The organism is Pseudomonas sp. NFACC25, from assembly GCF_900100935.1.
Lineage (GTDB): Bacteria > Pseudomonadota > Gammaproteobacteria > Pseudomonadales > Pseudomonadaceae > Aquipseudomonas > Aquipseudomonas marginalis.
Genome location: NZ_FMUC01000023.1, coordinates 61,892 through 77,264 on the forward strand (window position 1 = coordinate 61,892; position 15,373 = coordinate 77,264).

General features: G+C 62.6%; 13 protein-coding genes and 1 pseudogene. 4 read left to right on the forward strand and 10 right to left on the reverse strand.

Annotation, left to right across the window (positions count from 1 at the left end; genetic code table 11):
• Window positions 1-214 precede the first annotated feature (214 nt).
• On the forward strand, window positions 215-1,423 hold the full coding sequence (mhpT, locus tag BLQ09_RS30125; RefSeq protein WP_027603459.1) for a 3-(3-hydroxy-phenyl)propionate transporter MhpT: 1,209 nt from the start codon (window positions 215-217) through the stop codon (window positions 1,421-1,423).
• On the opposite strand, the gene BLQ09_RS30130 is transcribed toward mhpT, so the two are convergent.
• From BLQ09_RS30130 to BLQ09_RS30140, 3 genes are all read right to left on the reverse strand, one after another.
• On the reverse strand, window positions 1,401-2,348 hold the full coding sequence (locus tag BLQ09_RS30130; RefSeq protein ID WP_027603458.1) for a SphA family protein: 948 nt from the start codon (window positions 2,346-2,348) through the stop codon (window positions 1,401-1,403). The genes mhpT and BLQ09_RS30130 overlap by 23 nt on opposite strands.
• 81 nt (window positions 2,349-2,429) lie before the next feature.
• Window positions 2,430-3,197 (reverse strand): coniferyl-alcohol dehydrogenase, encoded by a 768-nt coding sequence (locus BLQ09_RS30135; RefSeq protein WP_027603457.1) that lies wholly within the window; start codon window positions 3,195-3,197, stop codon window positions 2,430-2,432.
• Window positions 3,198-3,236: 39 nt separating this feature from the next.
• Entirely contained in the window at window positions 3,237-4,712 is a 1,476-nt protein-coding gene (locus tag BLQ09_RS30140) for a benzaldehyde dehydrogenase (RefSeq protein WP_027603456.1), read from the reverse strand.
• A 270-nt stretch (window positions 4,713-4,982) separates the two neighbouring features.
• Between BLQ09_RS30140 and BLQ09_RS30145 the strand changes: the two genes are divergently transcribed.
• Window positions 4,983-6,737 carry a sigma-54-dependent Fis family transcriptional regulator gene (locus BLQ09_RS30145; protein ID WP_092359690.1) on the forward strand — a complete coding sequence of 585 codons (1,755 nt, stop codon included), beginning with the start codon at window positions 4,983-4,985 and terminating at the stop codon, window positions 6,735-6,737.
• Window positions 6,738-6,835: 98 nt separating this feature from the next.
• Window positions 6,836-7,447: a TetR/AcrR family transcriptional regulator gene (locus tag BLQ09_RS30150; protein WP_027603454.1), complete on the forward strand. Its 612-nt coding sequence runs from the start codon at window positions 6,836-6,838 to the stop codon at window positions 7,445-7,447.
• A gap of 19 nt (window positions 7,448-7,466) precedes the next feature.
• Here the strand turns inward: BLQ09_RS30150 and BLQ09_RS30155 are convergent, their stop codons facing one another.
• The 5 genes and pseudogenes from BLQ09_RS30155 to BLQ09_RS30170 form a co-directional block, all read right to left on the reverse strand.
• A complete protein-coding gene (locus BLQ09_RS30155) occupies window positions 7,467-7,946 on the reverse strand; it encodes a DUF3237 domain-containing protein (protein ID WP_027603453.1) in 480 nt (159 codons plus the stop codon).
• Between the two features lie 42 nt (window positions 7,947-7,988).
• Complete coding sequence (locus tag BLQ09_RS30160) at window positions 7,989-9,092, reverse strand: polyamine ABC transporter substrate-binding protein (protein WP_092359693.1); 1,104 nt, start codon at window positions 9,090-9,092, stop codon at window positions 7,989-7,991.
• 40 nt (window positions 9,093-9,132) lie between these two features.
• Window positions 9,133-10,470: an alginate export family protein gene (locus tag BLQ09_RS30165; RefSeq protein WP_092359695.1), complete on the reverse strand. Its 1,338-nt coding sequence runs from the start codon at window positions 10,468-10,470 to the stop codon at window positions 9,133-9,135.
• Window positions 10,471-10,569: 99 nt separating this feature from the next.
• Window positions 10,570-10,716 (reverse strand): DUF2845 domain-containing protein, encoded by a 147-nt coding sequence (locus tag BLQ09_RS32100; protein ID WP_371914556.1) that lies wholly within the window; start codon window positions 10,714-10,716, stop codon window positions 10,570-10,572.
• Window positions 10,665-11,849, reverse strand: a pseudogene (locus BLQ09_RS30170) (serine hydrolase domain-containing protein); the annotation flags it as partial. The gene BLQ09_RS32100 and the pseudogene BLQ09_RS30170, both read right to left, overlap by 52 nt.
• A 252-nt stretch (window positions 11,850-12,101) precedes the next feature.
• Between BLQ09_RS30170 and BLQ09_RS30175 the strand changes: the two are divergent.
• Window positions 12,102-13,244 (forward strand): pectate lyase family protein, encoded by a 1,143-nt coding sequence (locus BLQ09_RS30175; protein WP_065926271.1) that lies wholly within the window; start codon window positions 12,102-12,104, stop codon window positions 13,242-13,244.
• Window positions 13,245-13,301: 57 nt separating this feature from the next.
• On the opposite strand, the gene gspF is transcribed toward BLQ09_RS30175, so the two are convergent.
• Window positions 13,302-14,513: a type II secretion system inner membrane protein GspF gene (gene gspF, locus BLQ09_RS30180; RefSeq protein ID WP_027603448.1), complete on the reverse strand. Its 1,212-nt coding sequence runs from the start codon at window positions 14,511-14,513 to the stop codon at window positions 13,302-13,304.
• A partial coding sequence (locus BLQ09_RS30185) for a GspE/PulE family protein (RefSeq protein ID WP_175472345.1) occupies window positions 14,513-15,373 on the reverse strand: 861 nt, incomplete at its 5' end. The genes gspF and BLQ09_RS30185, both read right to left, overlap by 1 nt.

Sequence of the window (15,373 nt, forward strand, 5' to 3'; positions counted from 1 at the left end):
GTCAACCACAACTGAGCGATAATCGAACATTAATAAAGCTATCTATTTTTTAGTTGCATATGGATCAACATCGCAAACCAATGAATTACATGGATTTATTCATGTTTTATGGACGAATTAATCCACGATTCATTTTTTAGTTATCTTTGTTATCTTAATCACCAGCAGCCACTCGCGCTCGTCACCACAACAAAAACAACAATGAGGTTTGCCCATGGACAGTCCATCGCGTCGTTCGACGCTGACTATTGCGTTGTGCTTTATCGTTGCGCTGATCGAAGGGTTCGATCTGCAGGCCGCCGGCACTGCCGCCGCCGGGTTACGTCAAACGTTCGCCCTGGATCCGAAGATGCTCGGCTGGGTGTTCAGCGTCGGCATCATCGGCCTGCTGCCGGGGGCGTTCTTCGGCGGCTGGGTCGCCGACCGCATCGGGCGCAAGAAAATCCTGGTGGGTGCCGTGCTGCTGTTCGGGCTGTTTTCCCTGAGCACCGCGTTTGTCGACAGCTACGCCAGCCTGTTGCTGGTGCGCTTTCTCACCGGCCTGGGCCTGGGCGCCGCACTGCCCAACCTGATCGCGCTGTGCGCCGAAGCAGTGAGCGAACGCAACCGGGGCACGGCCATCAGCGTGATGTACTGCGGGGTGCCGCTGGGTGGCGCATTGGCCGCGGTGGTGGCGATGTTTTCCAGTGAGCACTGGCAGACCACCTTTATCATCGGTGGCCTGGCGCCGTTGCTCGCCGTGCCGTTGATGATCCTGCTGCTGCCGGAGTCCAGCGCCTTTCGCCAACAGCGCGACACTACGCACGGCGCCCGCCCTTCTACCGGCCAGGCGCTGTTCGGCGAAGGTCGCGCCCGCACCACGTTGGCGTTGTGGCTCAGCTATTTCTTCACCCTGACCGTGATGTACATGCTGCTTAACTGGCTGCCGTCGCTGTTGCTGGAGCAGGGTTTCAGCAAACCCCAGGCGGGCATGGTGCAGATGCTCTTCAATATCGGCGGCGCCCTCGGCTCACTGCTCGGCGGCGTGCTGCTGGACCGCTGCAATGCCGTCAAAGTGGTGCTGGGTGTGTATGCCGGGTTGCTGGCGGCATTGGCCGGAGTCGGGTTGTCGGTGGGCATCGTGCCCATGGCCATCGCCGGTTTTGCCGCCGGCCTGTTCGTGATGGCCGCGCAGTTGGTGCTGTACGCATCGGCACCGCCCTCCTACCCGACCTCGGTACGCGCCACCGGTGTCGGTGCCGCGGTGGCCGTCGGCCGCCTGGGTTCGGTGGCCGGGCCGCTGGCGGCCGGGCAACTGCTCGCCGCCGGCGCCGGCACCGCCGGGGTACTGCTGGCGACCTCCCCCGGGGTGGTGATTGCCGCACTGACCATCATCAGCGTGATGGTGCGTACGGCGCCCACTAGAACTTATGCAGCCAATTGAGCACCAGTTTGTTGCCCTGCGTGCGGTTCTCCGCCTGCTGCTCGAAGTAGGCGTTTACCGATAGCACGTCTTCCTTGCTGAACCCGTAGACCAGGCCTGGGCCGATGGCCCAGACCTTCTCCCGACGCCCGCTCACGGCGTGCCCATCGACCTGGGTGTCGGTGATCTGCTTCAACCAGTAGCCGTTAACCCCCACGCTCAGTTGCTGGCTCACGGCATATTGCAGGGTCAGGTTGGCATGCAACGCCTGCCCGGCCTGGGTATCGGAAACATCCCCGAAGCCTGCCTGCGGATCATCGTTCTTGCCATTCCACAGGTACATGAACCGCCCGCTCGTCGACCACTTCGGGCTGAACCAGTACGTCGCCGCGTAATACGGGTTGAATGACCAGAAGTTGCTGCCTGGGTTGATCGAGCGCTTGCGGTCATAGGCGCCCACCGGCACCGAGATATCGGCTTCGATACGTTGGGTCAACAGCGGGCTGCCATCGGCGCGGCTCAGGGTCGGCAGTTGCAGGAAGGGCCCCACAATCACATCACCAAAGCCGGCGCGAGAACTCAGGGCCGCATTGTTCAACCCGTCGTCGACATCCACATGGGCCAGGGAGGTGTTGATCAGGGTGAATCCGGGCATCGCGCCATTCGCCAAGGGTTGGCCGAGGTAGATGATCTGTGTGGTAGGCGCCACCACTTCCACGTCCTGGTTGGGCAGTGCCAGCTTGTGGCCGTTGGCATCATTGAAACGGCTGGCCCGGGAGTACGTCAGGTATTCCTCCAGGTACCAGCCCGGGCCGGCGGGTGCCGGTGAGCCGTCGTAGAAACTGGTGCTGCCCAGGTTGAGGCCGGGCAAGTCGTAAGCATGTGCAGTCGATGACAGTGCGATAAAGGTCCCGGCCGCAACCGTCCGCAAGATAGGCTTGAGCATCTTGTATGTCCTGTATTTTTGTTGTTGTTCAAGACCCCCGGCACGGTGGATCCGCACCGGGGTTTACCGCTGTAGCACCCCCTACACGTAGGTCGCCGCCAACCCACCGTCCACCGGCAGATTGACCCCGTTGACCCAGCGCGCGGCGTCGGAGCACAGGAAGGCGATCACCGCCGCCACCTCATCGGCCAGGGCCGGACGGGTCATGCGCTGGCTGTCCGCGGCCACCCGCTCCGGCCCGAGCATGCTGACAAAATCGTCGAGAATCGGGGTAAACACCGGCCCCGGCGCCACGCAGTTGATACGCACCGCGTGATCGCGAAACCAGCCTTGGGATTGCTGGAAGCTCCACACGATCAGCGCCTCCTTGAAGTACTGATAACAGCTGGCCTGCTCCACCGGATTGGCCGCCAGCCACTGCTGCCCGGCCTCGAAGCTGTGCGTCGCGGCCAGGGCCTTGTGCAGCTCCAGGCGTTGCGGCCACTGCGCACCGAGCACCGAAGCGACATTGACGATGCTGCCGCCCGCCGCCATGCGTGGCAGCAGCGCTTGAGTCAGGTGCCGCAACCCCAGGTAGTTGACCGTGGCCACCGCTTGCACGGGCGCGGTACCGGGCACGCCGGCAATGTTGCACAGCCCGTCGACCCGTGCCGGCAGGCGCGCCACCAGGGCATCGATGCTGGCCGGATCGCCCAGGTCAGCCTGGAAAAAGCCATCCAGGGTCAGTTGCGGTGCATGGCGATCAACGCCGATCACCGTGGCACCCTGGAAGCGCGCGAGCCGCGCCAGCTCGGCGCCAATGCCGGAGGCGACGCCGGTGACGACCAGGGTTTTGTTGTGCAGGTTCATGTTCAAGCCCTCTTGTTTTTGTATAGGCGCATAGGTGGATCAAAACGGATAGGCAGGTGCAGTGTTCTTCACCGTGACCCACTGCCACTGGCTGTACTCGTCCCAGTCGGCCGGCCCGCCTACGCTGCCGCCATTACCGGAAGCGCCGCGCCCACCAAAGGGGTTGATGCATTCGTCGGCGACGGTCTGGTCATTGATGTGCAGCAGGCCGCAGTCAAGCCGCTCGCCGATGGCCATGGCACGCCCGACCGAAGGCGAGATGATCGCGGCCGAGAGGCCGTACTCGGTGCGGTTGGCCAGCTCGATGGCCTCCTCGTCGGTGGCAAAACTGACCACCGTGGCCACCGGCCCGAAGATTTCATCCTCAAACGCGCGCATGCCTGGCCGCACACCGCTGAGCACGGTGGGCTGGTAGAACAATTGGTCGTATTCGCCACCCGCCTCCAACCGTGCGCCCGCTTGCAGGCTGTCGCTGACGATCTCGTGCACGCGCTGCAATTGCCGTTGGTTGATCAACGGGCCGAGCGCGGCTTCACCGCGGGCGGCATTGCCCACGGTCAACGCCCGGGCCTTGTCCACCAACTTGCGCGTGAGGCGTTCGGCGATGGATTCATGGGCGAGAATCAAGCCGGTGGCCATGCAGATTTGCCCCTGGTGCAGCCAGGCGCCCCAGGCGGCATTGCTCGCGGCCAGGTCGAGGTCGGCGTCTTCGAGAATGATCAGCGGGTTCTTGCCGCCCAGTTCCAGCGCGACTTTTTTCAGGTGTCGTCCGGCCACTTCGGCGACTTTGCGCCCCGCCGCCGTCGACCCGGTGAACGCAATCATCTGCACATTCGGATCGCGGCACAGCGCCTCACCCGCCGGCGCGGCACCGGGCAATACCTGCAGCAGGCCCTTGGGCAAGCCCGCCTCCTCGAACAGCCGGGCGATGAGAAAACCACCGCTGACCGGGGTCTGCGGGTCGGGCTTGAGCACCACCGCATTGCCCGCCGCCAGGGCCGGGGCCACCGAGCGCAGCGACAGCACCAGCGGAAAATTGAACGGTGAAATCACCCCGACCACGCCGTGGGGCTGACGCCGGGCATAGGACAGGCGACCTGCCGCACTGGGCAGCACCAGCCCGTGAGGTTGGGACAACAGCCCCGCCGCCTGATGCAGCAGCACAATCGCCTCGCGCACTTCGTGCTCGCCCTTGAACAACGCGCCGCCGGTTTCCCGCGCGACGTACAGCGCCAGTTCGGCAAAGGACTGCTGGGCCAGGTCCGCCGCCTTGCGAAACACCTCGGCGCGCTCCCGTGGGCCGAGTGCTGCCCAGGCCGGCTGCGCCAGGGCCGCGCTGCGGCAGGCGACGGCGATGTCGGCCGGGTTGGCCATGGCGCAGCGCATCAGGGGTTCGCCGGTGGCGGGTTCGATCACCGCGATCACGGACCCCGAGGCAGGTATCCAGTCGCCGTTGAACAGGCATTCGGACGCAATGGCCCGCTGTAGCAAGTGGGTGGTTTCAGGTACTGACATGGCAACTCCCGGTTCTTGTAATTGTCATCGCCTGCACAGGGTGCAAGCGCCGCATCAAGCCTTGAGCAAAGGCTGTGCCGCTTGCACCCAACGACGCAGACATAAAGGACCGAGGGCTCTGGGACGAGGCCTGCCACGGGGCGCCCACGCCTCACCGCCCCATCGGCTGCAAAAACCGCGGCACCGCCACTTGTTCAATTGATAAGGTTATGTTTAATAACTATCTGAGCAGTTACTCATATCGATCACTCGCTTTGCAGGGGCATAACAATGACTAATCCCCACAGCGCGCTGCCCGACGACCGGGTGGCCAGCGCGCCCTACCATCCGCGCGGCGACAGCCGTCAACTCAGTGAGAGCAGTTCGCCCACCCCGGCGGAACTGACCGATTGCCTGTTCTTCTCGCCCGAAGACGGGCGTATCTGGCTCAACGATCAACGCATGGTGTTGCTGCACGGTTCGTCGTTCGGTGCCCTGCGCGCGGAGGTCATCGAACGCCTGGGGCTGGAGCAGGCGCGTGGCCTGTTCACCCGCACCGGTTATGTCTCCGGCGCGCGGGACGCGCGGTTGATCCGCGAGCGCTGGCCACAGGCCGATGCCGCCGCCGTGTTTCGCGCCGGGACCCACCTGCACACCCTGGAAGGCATGACCAAGGTTGAACCGCTGCACTTCAAGTTCGATGCCGACTCGGGGTTCTATGAAGGCGAGTTCCTCTGGCACCACTCCTGCGAGGCCGATGAACACGTGGGTGCCTACGGCATCGGCCAGGACCCGGTGTGCTGGACTGAAACCGGCTATGCGATCGGTTTTGTCAGTGGCCTGTTCGGGCAAATGGTGATTTTCCGCGAGGTGGAATGCCGGGGCATGGGCCACCGCTGTTGCCGGGTGATCGGCAAGACCGCGGAGCAATGGGGTGACGTCGAGCAGGACCTGCGTTACCTGAATGTGTCCCAGGCCGTCGCCGACCCTGCTGCCCCCACGCCCGCCAGCCCGCTGCGCAGCAATGGCGGAGTCACTCAGCCGCAACCGTTGGTGGGCGCCAGCGCAGCCTTCAACGCCGCGATGCAAGCTTTGCAACGGGTCGCATTGACGCCCGCGACCGTGCTGATCAGCGGCGAGTCCGGGGTCGGCAAGGAGATGTTTGCGCGCCAGTTGCACCAGCTCAGCCGCCGCCAGGACAGCCCGTTCGTGGCGCTCAATTGCGCCGCGATTCCGGACAACCTGATCGAGGCCGAACTGTTCGGTGTCGAACGCGGCGCCTATACCGGCGCGACGCACTCGCGGCCTGGACGTTTCGAACGGGCCCAGGGCGGCACGCTGTTTCTGGATGAGATCACCAGCCTCAGCCTGGCCGGGCAAAGCAAGTTGCTGCGGGCCTTGCAGGAACGGGAAATCGAACGGGTCGGCGGGGTGCGCGGGATCAAGGTGGATGTGCGCGTGGTGGCCGCCACCAATATCGACCTGCGTAAAGCCGTGGCTGACGGCAGCTTTCGTGAAGACCTGTTCTACCGCCTGAATGTCTACCCCATCGCCCTGCCCCCGCTGCGCGAACGCCGGGACGACATCCCGCTGTTGATCAATGCGTTCCTCACGCGCTTCTGCCAGGAATACGCGCGAACGCCGGCGGGCCTGACCATGCGCGCCCTGAAGGTGTTGCTGCGCTATGACTTCGCGGGCAATGTGCGCGAACTGCAGAACCTGATCGAACGCGGCCTGATCGCCAGTGACGAAGGCCAACCCATCGACCTGGTGCACCTGTTTCGCAACGAACCGATGCCGGCCGATCCCTACGGCCTGGACGACCACGGCAGCCTGTCCAACAGCGCACCGCCGCCGTGCCTGGCACTGTTCGACACCCTTGGCCAACTGGAACCAGGGTTTTCCATCGAAGGCCTTGAATCGCGCCTGCTCAACGAAGCCCTGCAACGCAACGCCGGCAACCTGGCCGCCGCTGCCAGGCTTGTGGGGCTCAGCCGCGCTCAATTTGCCTACCGGTTGAAGAAGCATCAGCGGCAAATCCCTTGAATGCCAATTAGTGCTTTAAAAGCTTTACCCAATTAAGTATTTTGCAGGGATACCGGGGCGATAAGCGCCCCTCTTTTTACTCGTGACAAGGATCTCCTGTGAGCGGACTGCGTGAACGTCAGAAAGCCGAACGCCGGCAAGCTATCAGCCAGGCCGCGATCGAGCTGTTTGAACGCCAGGGTTTCCAGAACACCACCATCGAACAGATCGCCAGCCAGGCCGGGGTGTCGCCGCCGACGGTGTTCAAGTACTTCGGCAACAAGCAGGAAATCATCCTGGAAATCCTGCATCACGCCGATCAGCGCGCAATCAGTGACACCCGCCGCGAGATCCACACAATGGACGATCCGGTCGAAGCGCTGTGCCACCTGGAAAGCCTGCTCACCGGCTATGCCCTGGAAGTCATGCACCCCAGCCTGTGGCGTGAACTGCTGCCGCTGATCCTGTTCGGCGGCAGCAATGAACTGCCGGCCGGTTATCGCGCCATGAACGATGCGCTCAGGGCGGAAATCAGCGAACTGCTGCGGGAACTGCAACGGGCCGGCAAGCTGCGCCCGCAACTCGATGTGGAGTTGGCCGCGTTCCTGTTGAACGACTATTCGCACCTGCAACTGTTCAGGCTGGTGAACCAGGAACAGCCGGATATCGACGCGCACTCGACGCAGGTACGGCGCATCACCGAGCTGCTGTTCTACGGCATGCAGGCCTGACAGCTTCCAGGGCCGGGCCTCAGTAAAAGCGATAGCAACGAATCACCACCTGGTCGGCGCCCGGGTAATGCACCAGGCCGATAAAACTTGAACGGGTGAGCCAGTCCAGCCGCCCCTTGGGCACCTGAAACAGCGGGGTGCAGGTGCAGCGGTACTCCGTCTCAGGAATCGGCCATTGACCGTCGCGCTCCAGCTGGCGCCCGTACTCAGTCATGGTCAATACGCCGCGGTTACGGATGTTGATCACCTCGCCTTCGTCGGTCCTCAGGCTGTAGCGGGCATCCAGTTGACCGATGCCATCCGGGCGCAAAACAAAACAATCGTCTCCGCCCGCCAGGACCTGGCCGCTGATGCCGACCCCATCGAAGTCCCCGCCCATAATCGGGTAGTTGCAGCGCAGGCCTTCAACGCTGTCGCCCAGGGTCACACCCGGCCCTATCGCGACGCGCAGGGTCAGCACCCGCTGCAAGTTGGGGGCAATGTCCATCCGTTCAGTCATGGCAAGCTCCAGGCCCGGCGCGCACGCACCGGGCCACACTGATCAGCGGTTGCTCTTGATGGCCGTCCAGGTGCGGGTACGGATGCGCTCCACGGCGGCCGGAATCGGTTCCAGGGCGAACAGGGTCTTGCGCGCTTCCTCCGGCACATACATGTTGGGGTCGTTGCGGATGCTGGCGTCCACCAGCGCAGTGGCGTCCTTGTTCGGGTTGGGGTAGCCGATCTTGTTGCTGATGCGCGCAATCACGTCCGGGCGCAGGATGTAATTGATGAACGCATGGGCCTCCGCCAGATCGGGTGCCTTGGCCGGGATCATCATCACGTCCGCCCACATCGGCGCGCCTTCCTTGGGCAGTGCCATCTCGACCTTGACGCCCTTGCCGGCGGCATCCGCCAGTCGCGTGGCCAATGCGACACCGCCGGACCAGCCCACGCCCACACAGATATCACCGTTGGCCAGGTCCATGCCGTAGCGCGACGAGTTGAAGTAAGTGACGTAAGGGCGAATCTTCATCATCACGGCCTGGGCTTGCACATAGTCTTCACGCTTCTGGCTATTGGGGTCGAGGCCCTTGTAGTGCAGGGCAATCGGCAGGATCTCGTTGCCGGCGTCGAGGAAACCCACGCCACAACTGGCGAGCTTGGCGAGGTTTTCTTCCTTGAAGATGATGTCCCAGCTGTTCATCTGCACGTCGGGGCCCAGGGCCTTGCGTACCTTGTCGACGTTGTAGCCGATCAATGTGGTGCCCCATAGGTAAGGCACGGCGTAGCGGTTGCCGGTGTCACCCACGGCTTCCAGGGATTGCATGAACTGCGGGTCCAGGTGCTGCCAGTTCGGCAACTGCTGGCGGTCCAGCGGCTGCACGGCCCCGGCCGTGATCAGGTGCCCCAGGTTGGCGGTGCCGGGAAACACCACGTCATACCCTGAGTTGCCCGTCAGCAGCTTGGACTCCATGGTTTCGGCACTGTCGAACACATCGTAAATCGGGCGAATGCCGGTTTCCTCCTGGAAACTCTTGAGCACTTCGGGTGGCAGGTATTCGATCCAGTTGTAGATCCGTACGGTGCGTTCTTCGCCCAGGCAAACACCGCTGATGAACAACGAGGCGACAGTGCCCAGCAAGGTATTGCGCAAAAACTTGTTCATGATCAACACACTCCAGCGCGGCCGCGATGGCTCGCAGCACTTAATAGCGGTAGGTGAAATACAGTTCCAGCGCACTGAACATCTGGTCGTTACCGAACACCTGTTTGGCGGCGGCCAGCGGCTTGACCCAGTTGTAGGACAGCGACGTATAGAACGACGGCGTGGGCGTCCAGTCGAGGAAAACCACACTTTCGTCAGCAAAGCGCCGATCGCTGACCGGCGCGCCCATGTAGTTTTTCTCGTCCAGCCAGAACTGGTAGTGAATCGCGCCGAGGGTCAGGGTGTCGTTGAGGTGGGTCTTGAGGGAGAACTGCTGGACGTTTTCGTTGCTGTTGAACAGCAGGTAGTTGCCGACCACATCCCCGACCAGCCACGTGCTCCAGTCAACGAAGCCCTTGCTCAGTGAATCCCAGGCTTTCTGGCGGTTGTCGGTGAGGTTGTCGTCGCCGGAAAAGCTCGCGTAGCGATAGCCGAGGATCGGTGTCAGCGGCACGGTGCTGAAGGCGTAGTCGGCCTGGGCGTACCAGGCGTTGGCATCGTAGTCGACGCCCTCGCCGCTGCCGCGCTCCAGCGCGTACTCGGCATTCAGCGTCAGCGCCTGTACGCCGGGTACCTTGGCGTTGAGCGCCCGCAGGTTGTACACCTGCATGCCGTCCCGACGGCGCGGGAGCGTGCTGCCTCGGGGGCCAAGGGCATTGACCTTCATGGCCATGGCGCCGAGCGTCACCTGGTCATCGAGGTTGTAGTCGAGGTTGACGCCGGTCATGCGGAAATCGCCCAGGTCATCATCGGTGCGCAGGGTGAATACCTGGGACTTCAGCGCGCCATGGTCCCAGGCCAGGATCGCTGAATCCTTGAAGGCGGTTCGCGGGCCGAGCCAGTAAGCGCCATCCTTGTACTGATCGAGGTTACCGTCCATGACGATGAACCCCGTCCCGATCATGTAGTTCTGGCGGCCGGCGGTGAACTTCCACTCGCCGGCGCGAAAACCGCCGTAGAGTTCTTCGGCTGCGACTTTGCCGTCGGAGCTGCGGGTGAAGCCTCCCGCATCGCCATCGCCGAACGTGCTCGCCGCCACCAGGGAACCGCCGGCCAGCAGGCTGAAATCCGGTTGCAACGCATACTCGAGCTTGACCCCCGGCTTTACGTAGACCTCTTGCCAGTTGATCCGGGCGCCGCCGTTCTTGCCGCTGCGTGCATCGACCTGGCCGCTGCCGAAGTTGACGCCACGGGTAAACAGCGTCGCCCCGCCCACGGTGAGATTGACTTCCCCCTTGAGATCGCCGTCCTCAAAGGTGTAGCCCGCCAGCGCGACGTGGGTGGTCAAGGGTAAGCCGAGCGCTAACAGCGCTCGAGAGAAACGCTTGGTGAAAACCATAAGAAGCTCCTGTGGAATTATTGTTGTTACAGGGCAGTCAATGGCGACGCAGGGCGCCGCCAACACCTGGGCAAGCCAGGTGAATAGAACGCAAGACTCTTATTGTTTGGCGTGGATCAACGACTCAGGTGGGCGGCGATCGCGCGCAGCATGCGCACGCTGTCGGTATCGAACGGGCTGACCGCATCGGTGAGTGACGATTGCTTGACGATCACCACGCCGGACGGCTTGTCGATGAACAGGTATTGGCCGTGGATCCCTCCGGCCATCAGGGCTTGGCTGTGGTCGTTGAACACGTACCACTGGCTGCGATAGGACGCACCCGGCGTCCAGCTGGAGAACTCGGCATTTTGCGCGTAGATCGCCGGATCAGAACCGGCGGCGATACGCGCTACGGTCTCGGGCGACAACAGCTCGACCCCGTCCTGGCGACCGTCGTTGGCGAGCAGGCGACCGAAGCGCGCCATGTCTCTCAAGGTGGCACTGAAGCCCGCCCCGGCAACGTTACGGCCCCAGGGATCGGCCATGAAATAACCGTCGCGCTCGCAGCCCAAGCGCCCCCAGATCTGTTCCAGCATCTGACTGCACGCCTGGCCCGAGGCCCGTTCCATGACCCATGCCAGGACTTCGGTGGTGGCGGTCACGTAATGGAAAAAGCCGCCGTGTGCGCCACGTTTTTTCAGTGACGGCAGGTATTGGTACAGCGATTCAAACTGGGCGTATGGCGCCGGTGCCGGCTGGAAACCGCAGGCATAACCGTACTGCGAACTCTCGGAGGCGGGATCGTCATACACCTCGTTGTAGTCGATGCCCACGGCCATATCGAACAACTGGCGCACGGTGGCATCGCCAAACGCACTGCCCACCAGCTCAGGCACGTAGTACGCGGCAGACAGCTCGGGCTTGAGCAGGCCGTTGGAAACCAGTTGTTCGCCGAGGGTGCCGATCAGCGACTTGGTCACCGAGAACATGATGTGCCGGTCATCCGCGCGCTGGCCGTTGAAGTAGCGCTCGAACAACACCGTGTCGCCCTGCATCACTAAAAAAGCGTCGGTCTGGCTGGCCACAAGGTGTTCGATCACGCTGATGCTGAGCCCGCATTCGCTGTCGAAACACAGTTGGTCCAGCGCTGTGGGCGCTTCCTTGAGCTGACCGGCAGGCCTTGAACCCGCCGCCACATCAATCGTGGGACGCAGCCGCGCCAGATGACGGAACCCCCACTGGCTGAAGGGCGCGCGCATCCAGTTGTGCCACGTTACCCGGTGTTTCGGCTCGGCCGGGAAGCCCTGCATCAGCGCAGGTGCCACGGGGGTTGCAAAGCACGACTCATTGGCCTCGACGTAAAGAGTCGCCAGTACAGACGGGGTTTTAACACTCATCGGGATAACCCTGAAAATGACTCTGCGTGGGAGCAGATGCACAGGAATAATTATCCGATATTTTATTTTAGTCAATAAAACTTTTTACTCATTAACCTCGAAATCAGTTGTACGACAACGCAATTCCATATGATAGGATTTCTCATGCAGCGGACGTTCGATTCGCTGCACCAGTGGCAAGGACGTCCGCTCGAGAAACGCGCATGCCTGTGCGCGTTTAAACACTCAAGTTAATCAAGGATCTGATTACTCATGACAACCCCCTCAACCTTCACTGCCTCAAAACTGGCCAGTGCCGTTATCGGTGCCCTGCTGTTTTCCAGCGTTCCTGCGCATGCCGCGGACATCTGGCTGGATTCGGCCACCACCGGTTGGGCCACTCAAAACGGCGGCACCAAGGGCGGCTCGCGAGCTGCGGCGAATAATATCTACACGGCAAAAAACGCGGCTGAGCTGAAAACCGCACTGAGCGCGTCGGTGGGCACCAATGGTCGCATCATCAAAATCACCGGCATCATCGATATCAGCGAAGGCAAGGCTTATACGACGACTGCTGATATGAAGGTACGCGGTCGCCTGGATATTCCTGGCAAAACCACCATCGTCGGTACCACCAGCAATGCCGAGATCCGTGAGGGTTTCTTCTATGCCAAGGAAAACGACGTCATCATCCGCAACATCACCATCGAAAACCCTTGGGATCCCGAGCCGAAGTGGGACCCCACGGACGGCAGCGCCGGCAACTGGAACTCGGAATACGATGGCCTGACCATCGAGGGCGCCAATAACGTGTGGGTCGATCACGTGACCTTCACCGATGGCCGCCGTACCGATGACCAGAACGGCAGTGCCAACGGCCGTCCGAAGCAGCATCACGACGGCGCGCTGGATGTTAAAAACGGCGCCAACTACGTGACCATCTCGTACTCGGCGTTCAAGTCGCACGAGAAGAACAACCTGATCGGTTCCAGCGACAGCCGCACCACCGATGACGGCAAGCTCAAGGTCACCATCCACAACAGCCTGTTTGAGAATATCTCTGCCCGTGCGCCGCGCGTGCGTTTCGGCCAGGTGCATCTGTACAACAACTACCATGTGGGCAGCACCAGCCATAAGGTGTACCCGTTCTCGTACGCTCACGGTGTGGGCAAGAACTCGAAGATCTTCTCCGAGCGTAACGCCTTCGAAATCGCCGGTATCAGCGGTTGCGACAAGATCGCCGGCGACTACGGTGGCAGCGTCTACCGCGACACCGGCTCGACCCTCAACGGCAGCGCATTGAGCTGCTCGTGGAGTTCGAGCATCGGCTGGACCCCACCGTACAGCTACACTCCGCTGGCTGCCGATAAGGTCGCCGCCGACGTCAAGGCCAAGGCCGGCGCCGGTAAGCTCTAAGCAGCACTGTCATCTGTGAAATGAAAAGCCCTCGGTGACGAGGGCTTTTTTGTGCAGCTATTGCACCAGTTGGTTGATCTCGATGATCGGCAACAGCACCGCCATCACGATCACCAGCACCACCGCGCCCATCACCACGATCATCAGTGGCTCCAGCAGTGCGGTCATGCCCATCGCCCGGCGCTCGATATCGCGGGACAGTGTCTGCGCGGCGCGATCGAGCATAGGCGGCAGCGAGCCGGTCTTTTCGCCGCTGGCTATCAGGTGGATCAGCAGGGGCGGAAATACTTTTTCCGCCGCCAGCGCCGTGGCCAGGCTGACGCCTTCGCGCACCTTGGCAGTGGCGTCGTTGACGCACTGGCTCAGGCAGTCGTTGGACAAGGTCTGGCGTGCCGCTTCCAGTGCACGCAACAGCGGCACCCCGGCGCCGCCGAGAATCGCCAGGGTCGAGGCAAACCGTGCGGTATTGAGCCCGAGTACAAAACGCCCGATCAGCGGCAGGCGCAACACGCGACGATGCCAACCCAGACGCGCCAGCGGGTTGCGCAGGTACACACGCCAGCCCCAGAAACCCGCGATCAAAGCACTGAGGCACAGCCAACCCCAACCGCGAATGAAATCACTGGCATTGAGCATCGCCAATGTCAGCCCGGGCAAGTCCTGGCGCGCCTGGGAAAACGCACTGACCACCTGGGGCACCACGTAGCTGAGCAGGAAGATCACGATGGCGATCGAGACCAGCCCTACCACTCCAGGATAGATAAACGCGGTGAGGATTTTACTGCGCAGGTTATTGCGTTCTTCGATGTAGTCGGCCAACCGCTCCATCACCTGGGCGAGGTCGCCGGACTCCTCTCCCGCCGCAATCAGCGCGCGGTAGATCTCCGGAAAGTCCCGTGGCCGCGCGGCCAAGGCATCCGCCAGGCGCATGCCGCTGCGTACATCAGCACGCACCGCACTCAGGGCCTGGACGATGTGTTTGCGCTCGGCTTGTTCCACCGTGGCACTCAACGCGGCCTCCAGTGGCAGGCTGGCGCTGAGCAGGCTCGCCAGTTGCCGCGTGGCCCAGGCCAGGTCGTTGTCCGACAGCTTGGCGCTGAACAGGCCCGCGCCAGCCCCCGAGGCCGTATTTTGCTCAAGGTGCACCGACAAGGCCGTCAAGCCACGCCGGCGCAGAATCCCGAACGCCTCGCGCTGACTGTCGGCTTCCAGGTGTCCGCTCTCGATCTTGCCCATGGCGTCGGCGGCTTCGAAACGGTAGCGATTCATCAGGCGTCCCGTGTCACGCGGAGCACTTCTTCGGGTGCCGTCACGCCGCTGTTGACCCAGCGTTCGCCATCCTCACGCATGCTGCACATACCGGCGCTGCGAGCTGCGGCCCTGAGCGCCTGCTCACCGGCGCCCTGGTGAATCAGCGCGCGAATCGCGTCGTCAATGCAGAACAGTTCATGAATGCCGGTGCGACCGCTATAGCCGGTGTGGTTACACGCCAAACACCCCAGTGGACGCCAGGTGCCCGGGCTGGCCGGGTCTTCTTCCTTGCATTGCGGGCAGAGACGACGCACAAGGCGTTGCGCCAGAACCCCAAGCATTGAAGACGCCAGCAAAAACGGCTCGACGCCCATGTCCAGCAGGCGATTGACGGCGGATACCGCGTCGTTGGTGTGCAACGTAGCGAGTACCAAATGCCCGGTGAGCGAGGCCTGCACCGCGATTTGCGCGGTCTCCAGGTCGCGGATTTCACCGATCATGATGATGTCCGGGTCCTGGCGCAGGATCGCCCGCAGGGCCAGGCCGAAAGTCATATCGATCTTGGCGTTGACCTGGATCTGGCTGATGCCCGGCAGGTCGTATTCCACCGGGTCCTCCACGGTGAGGATATTGCTGGTGCTCGCATCCAGCCGCGCCAGCGCGGCGTACAGGCTGGTGGTCTTGCCGCTGCCCGTAGGCCCGGTGACCAGCACGATGCCATGGGGCTGGCGGATCAAGGTGTCGAGGCGCGCCAGCAGCTGCGGCTCCATGCCCAGGGTCTCCAGTTGCAGCCGCCCGGCCTGCTTGTCGAGCAAGCGCATCACCACCCGTTCGCCATGCCCGGTGGGCACGGTCGACACACGAATATCAATCGGCCG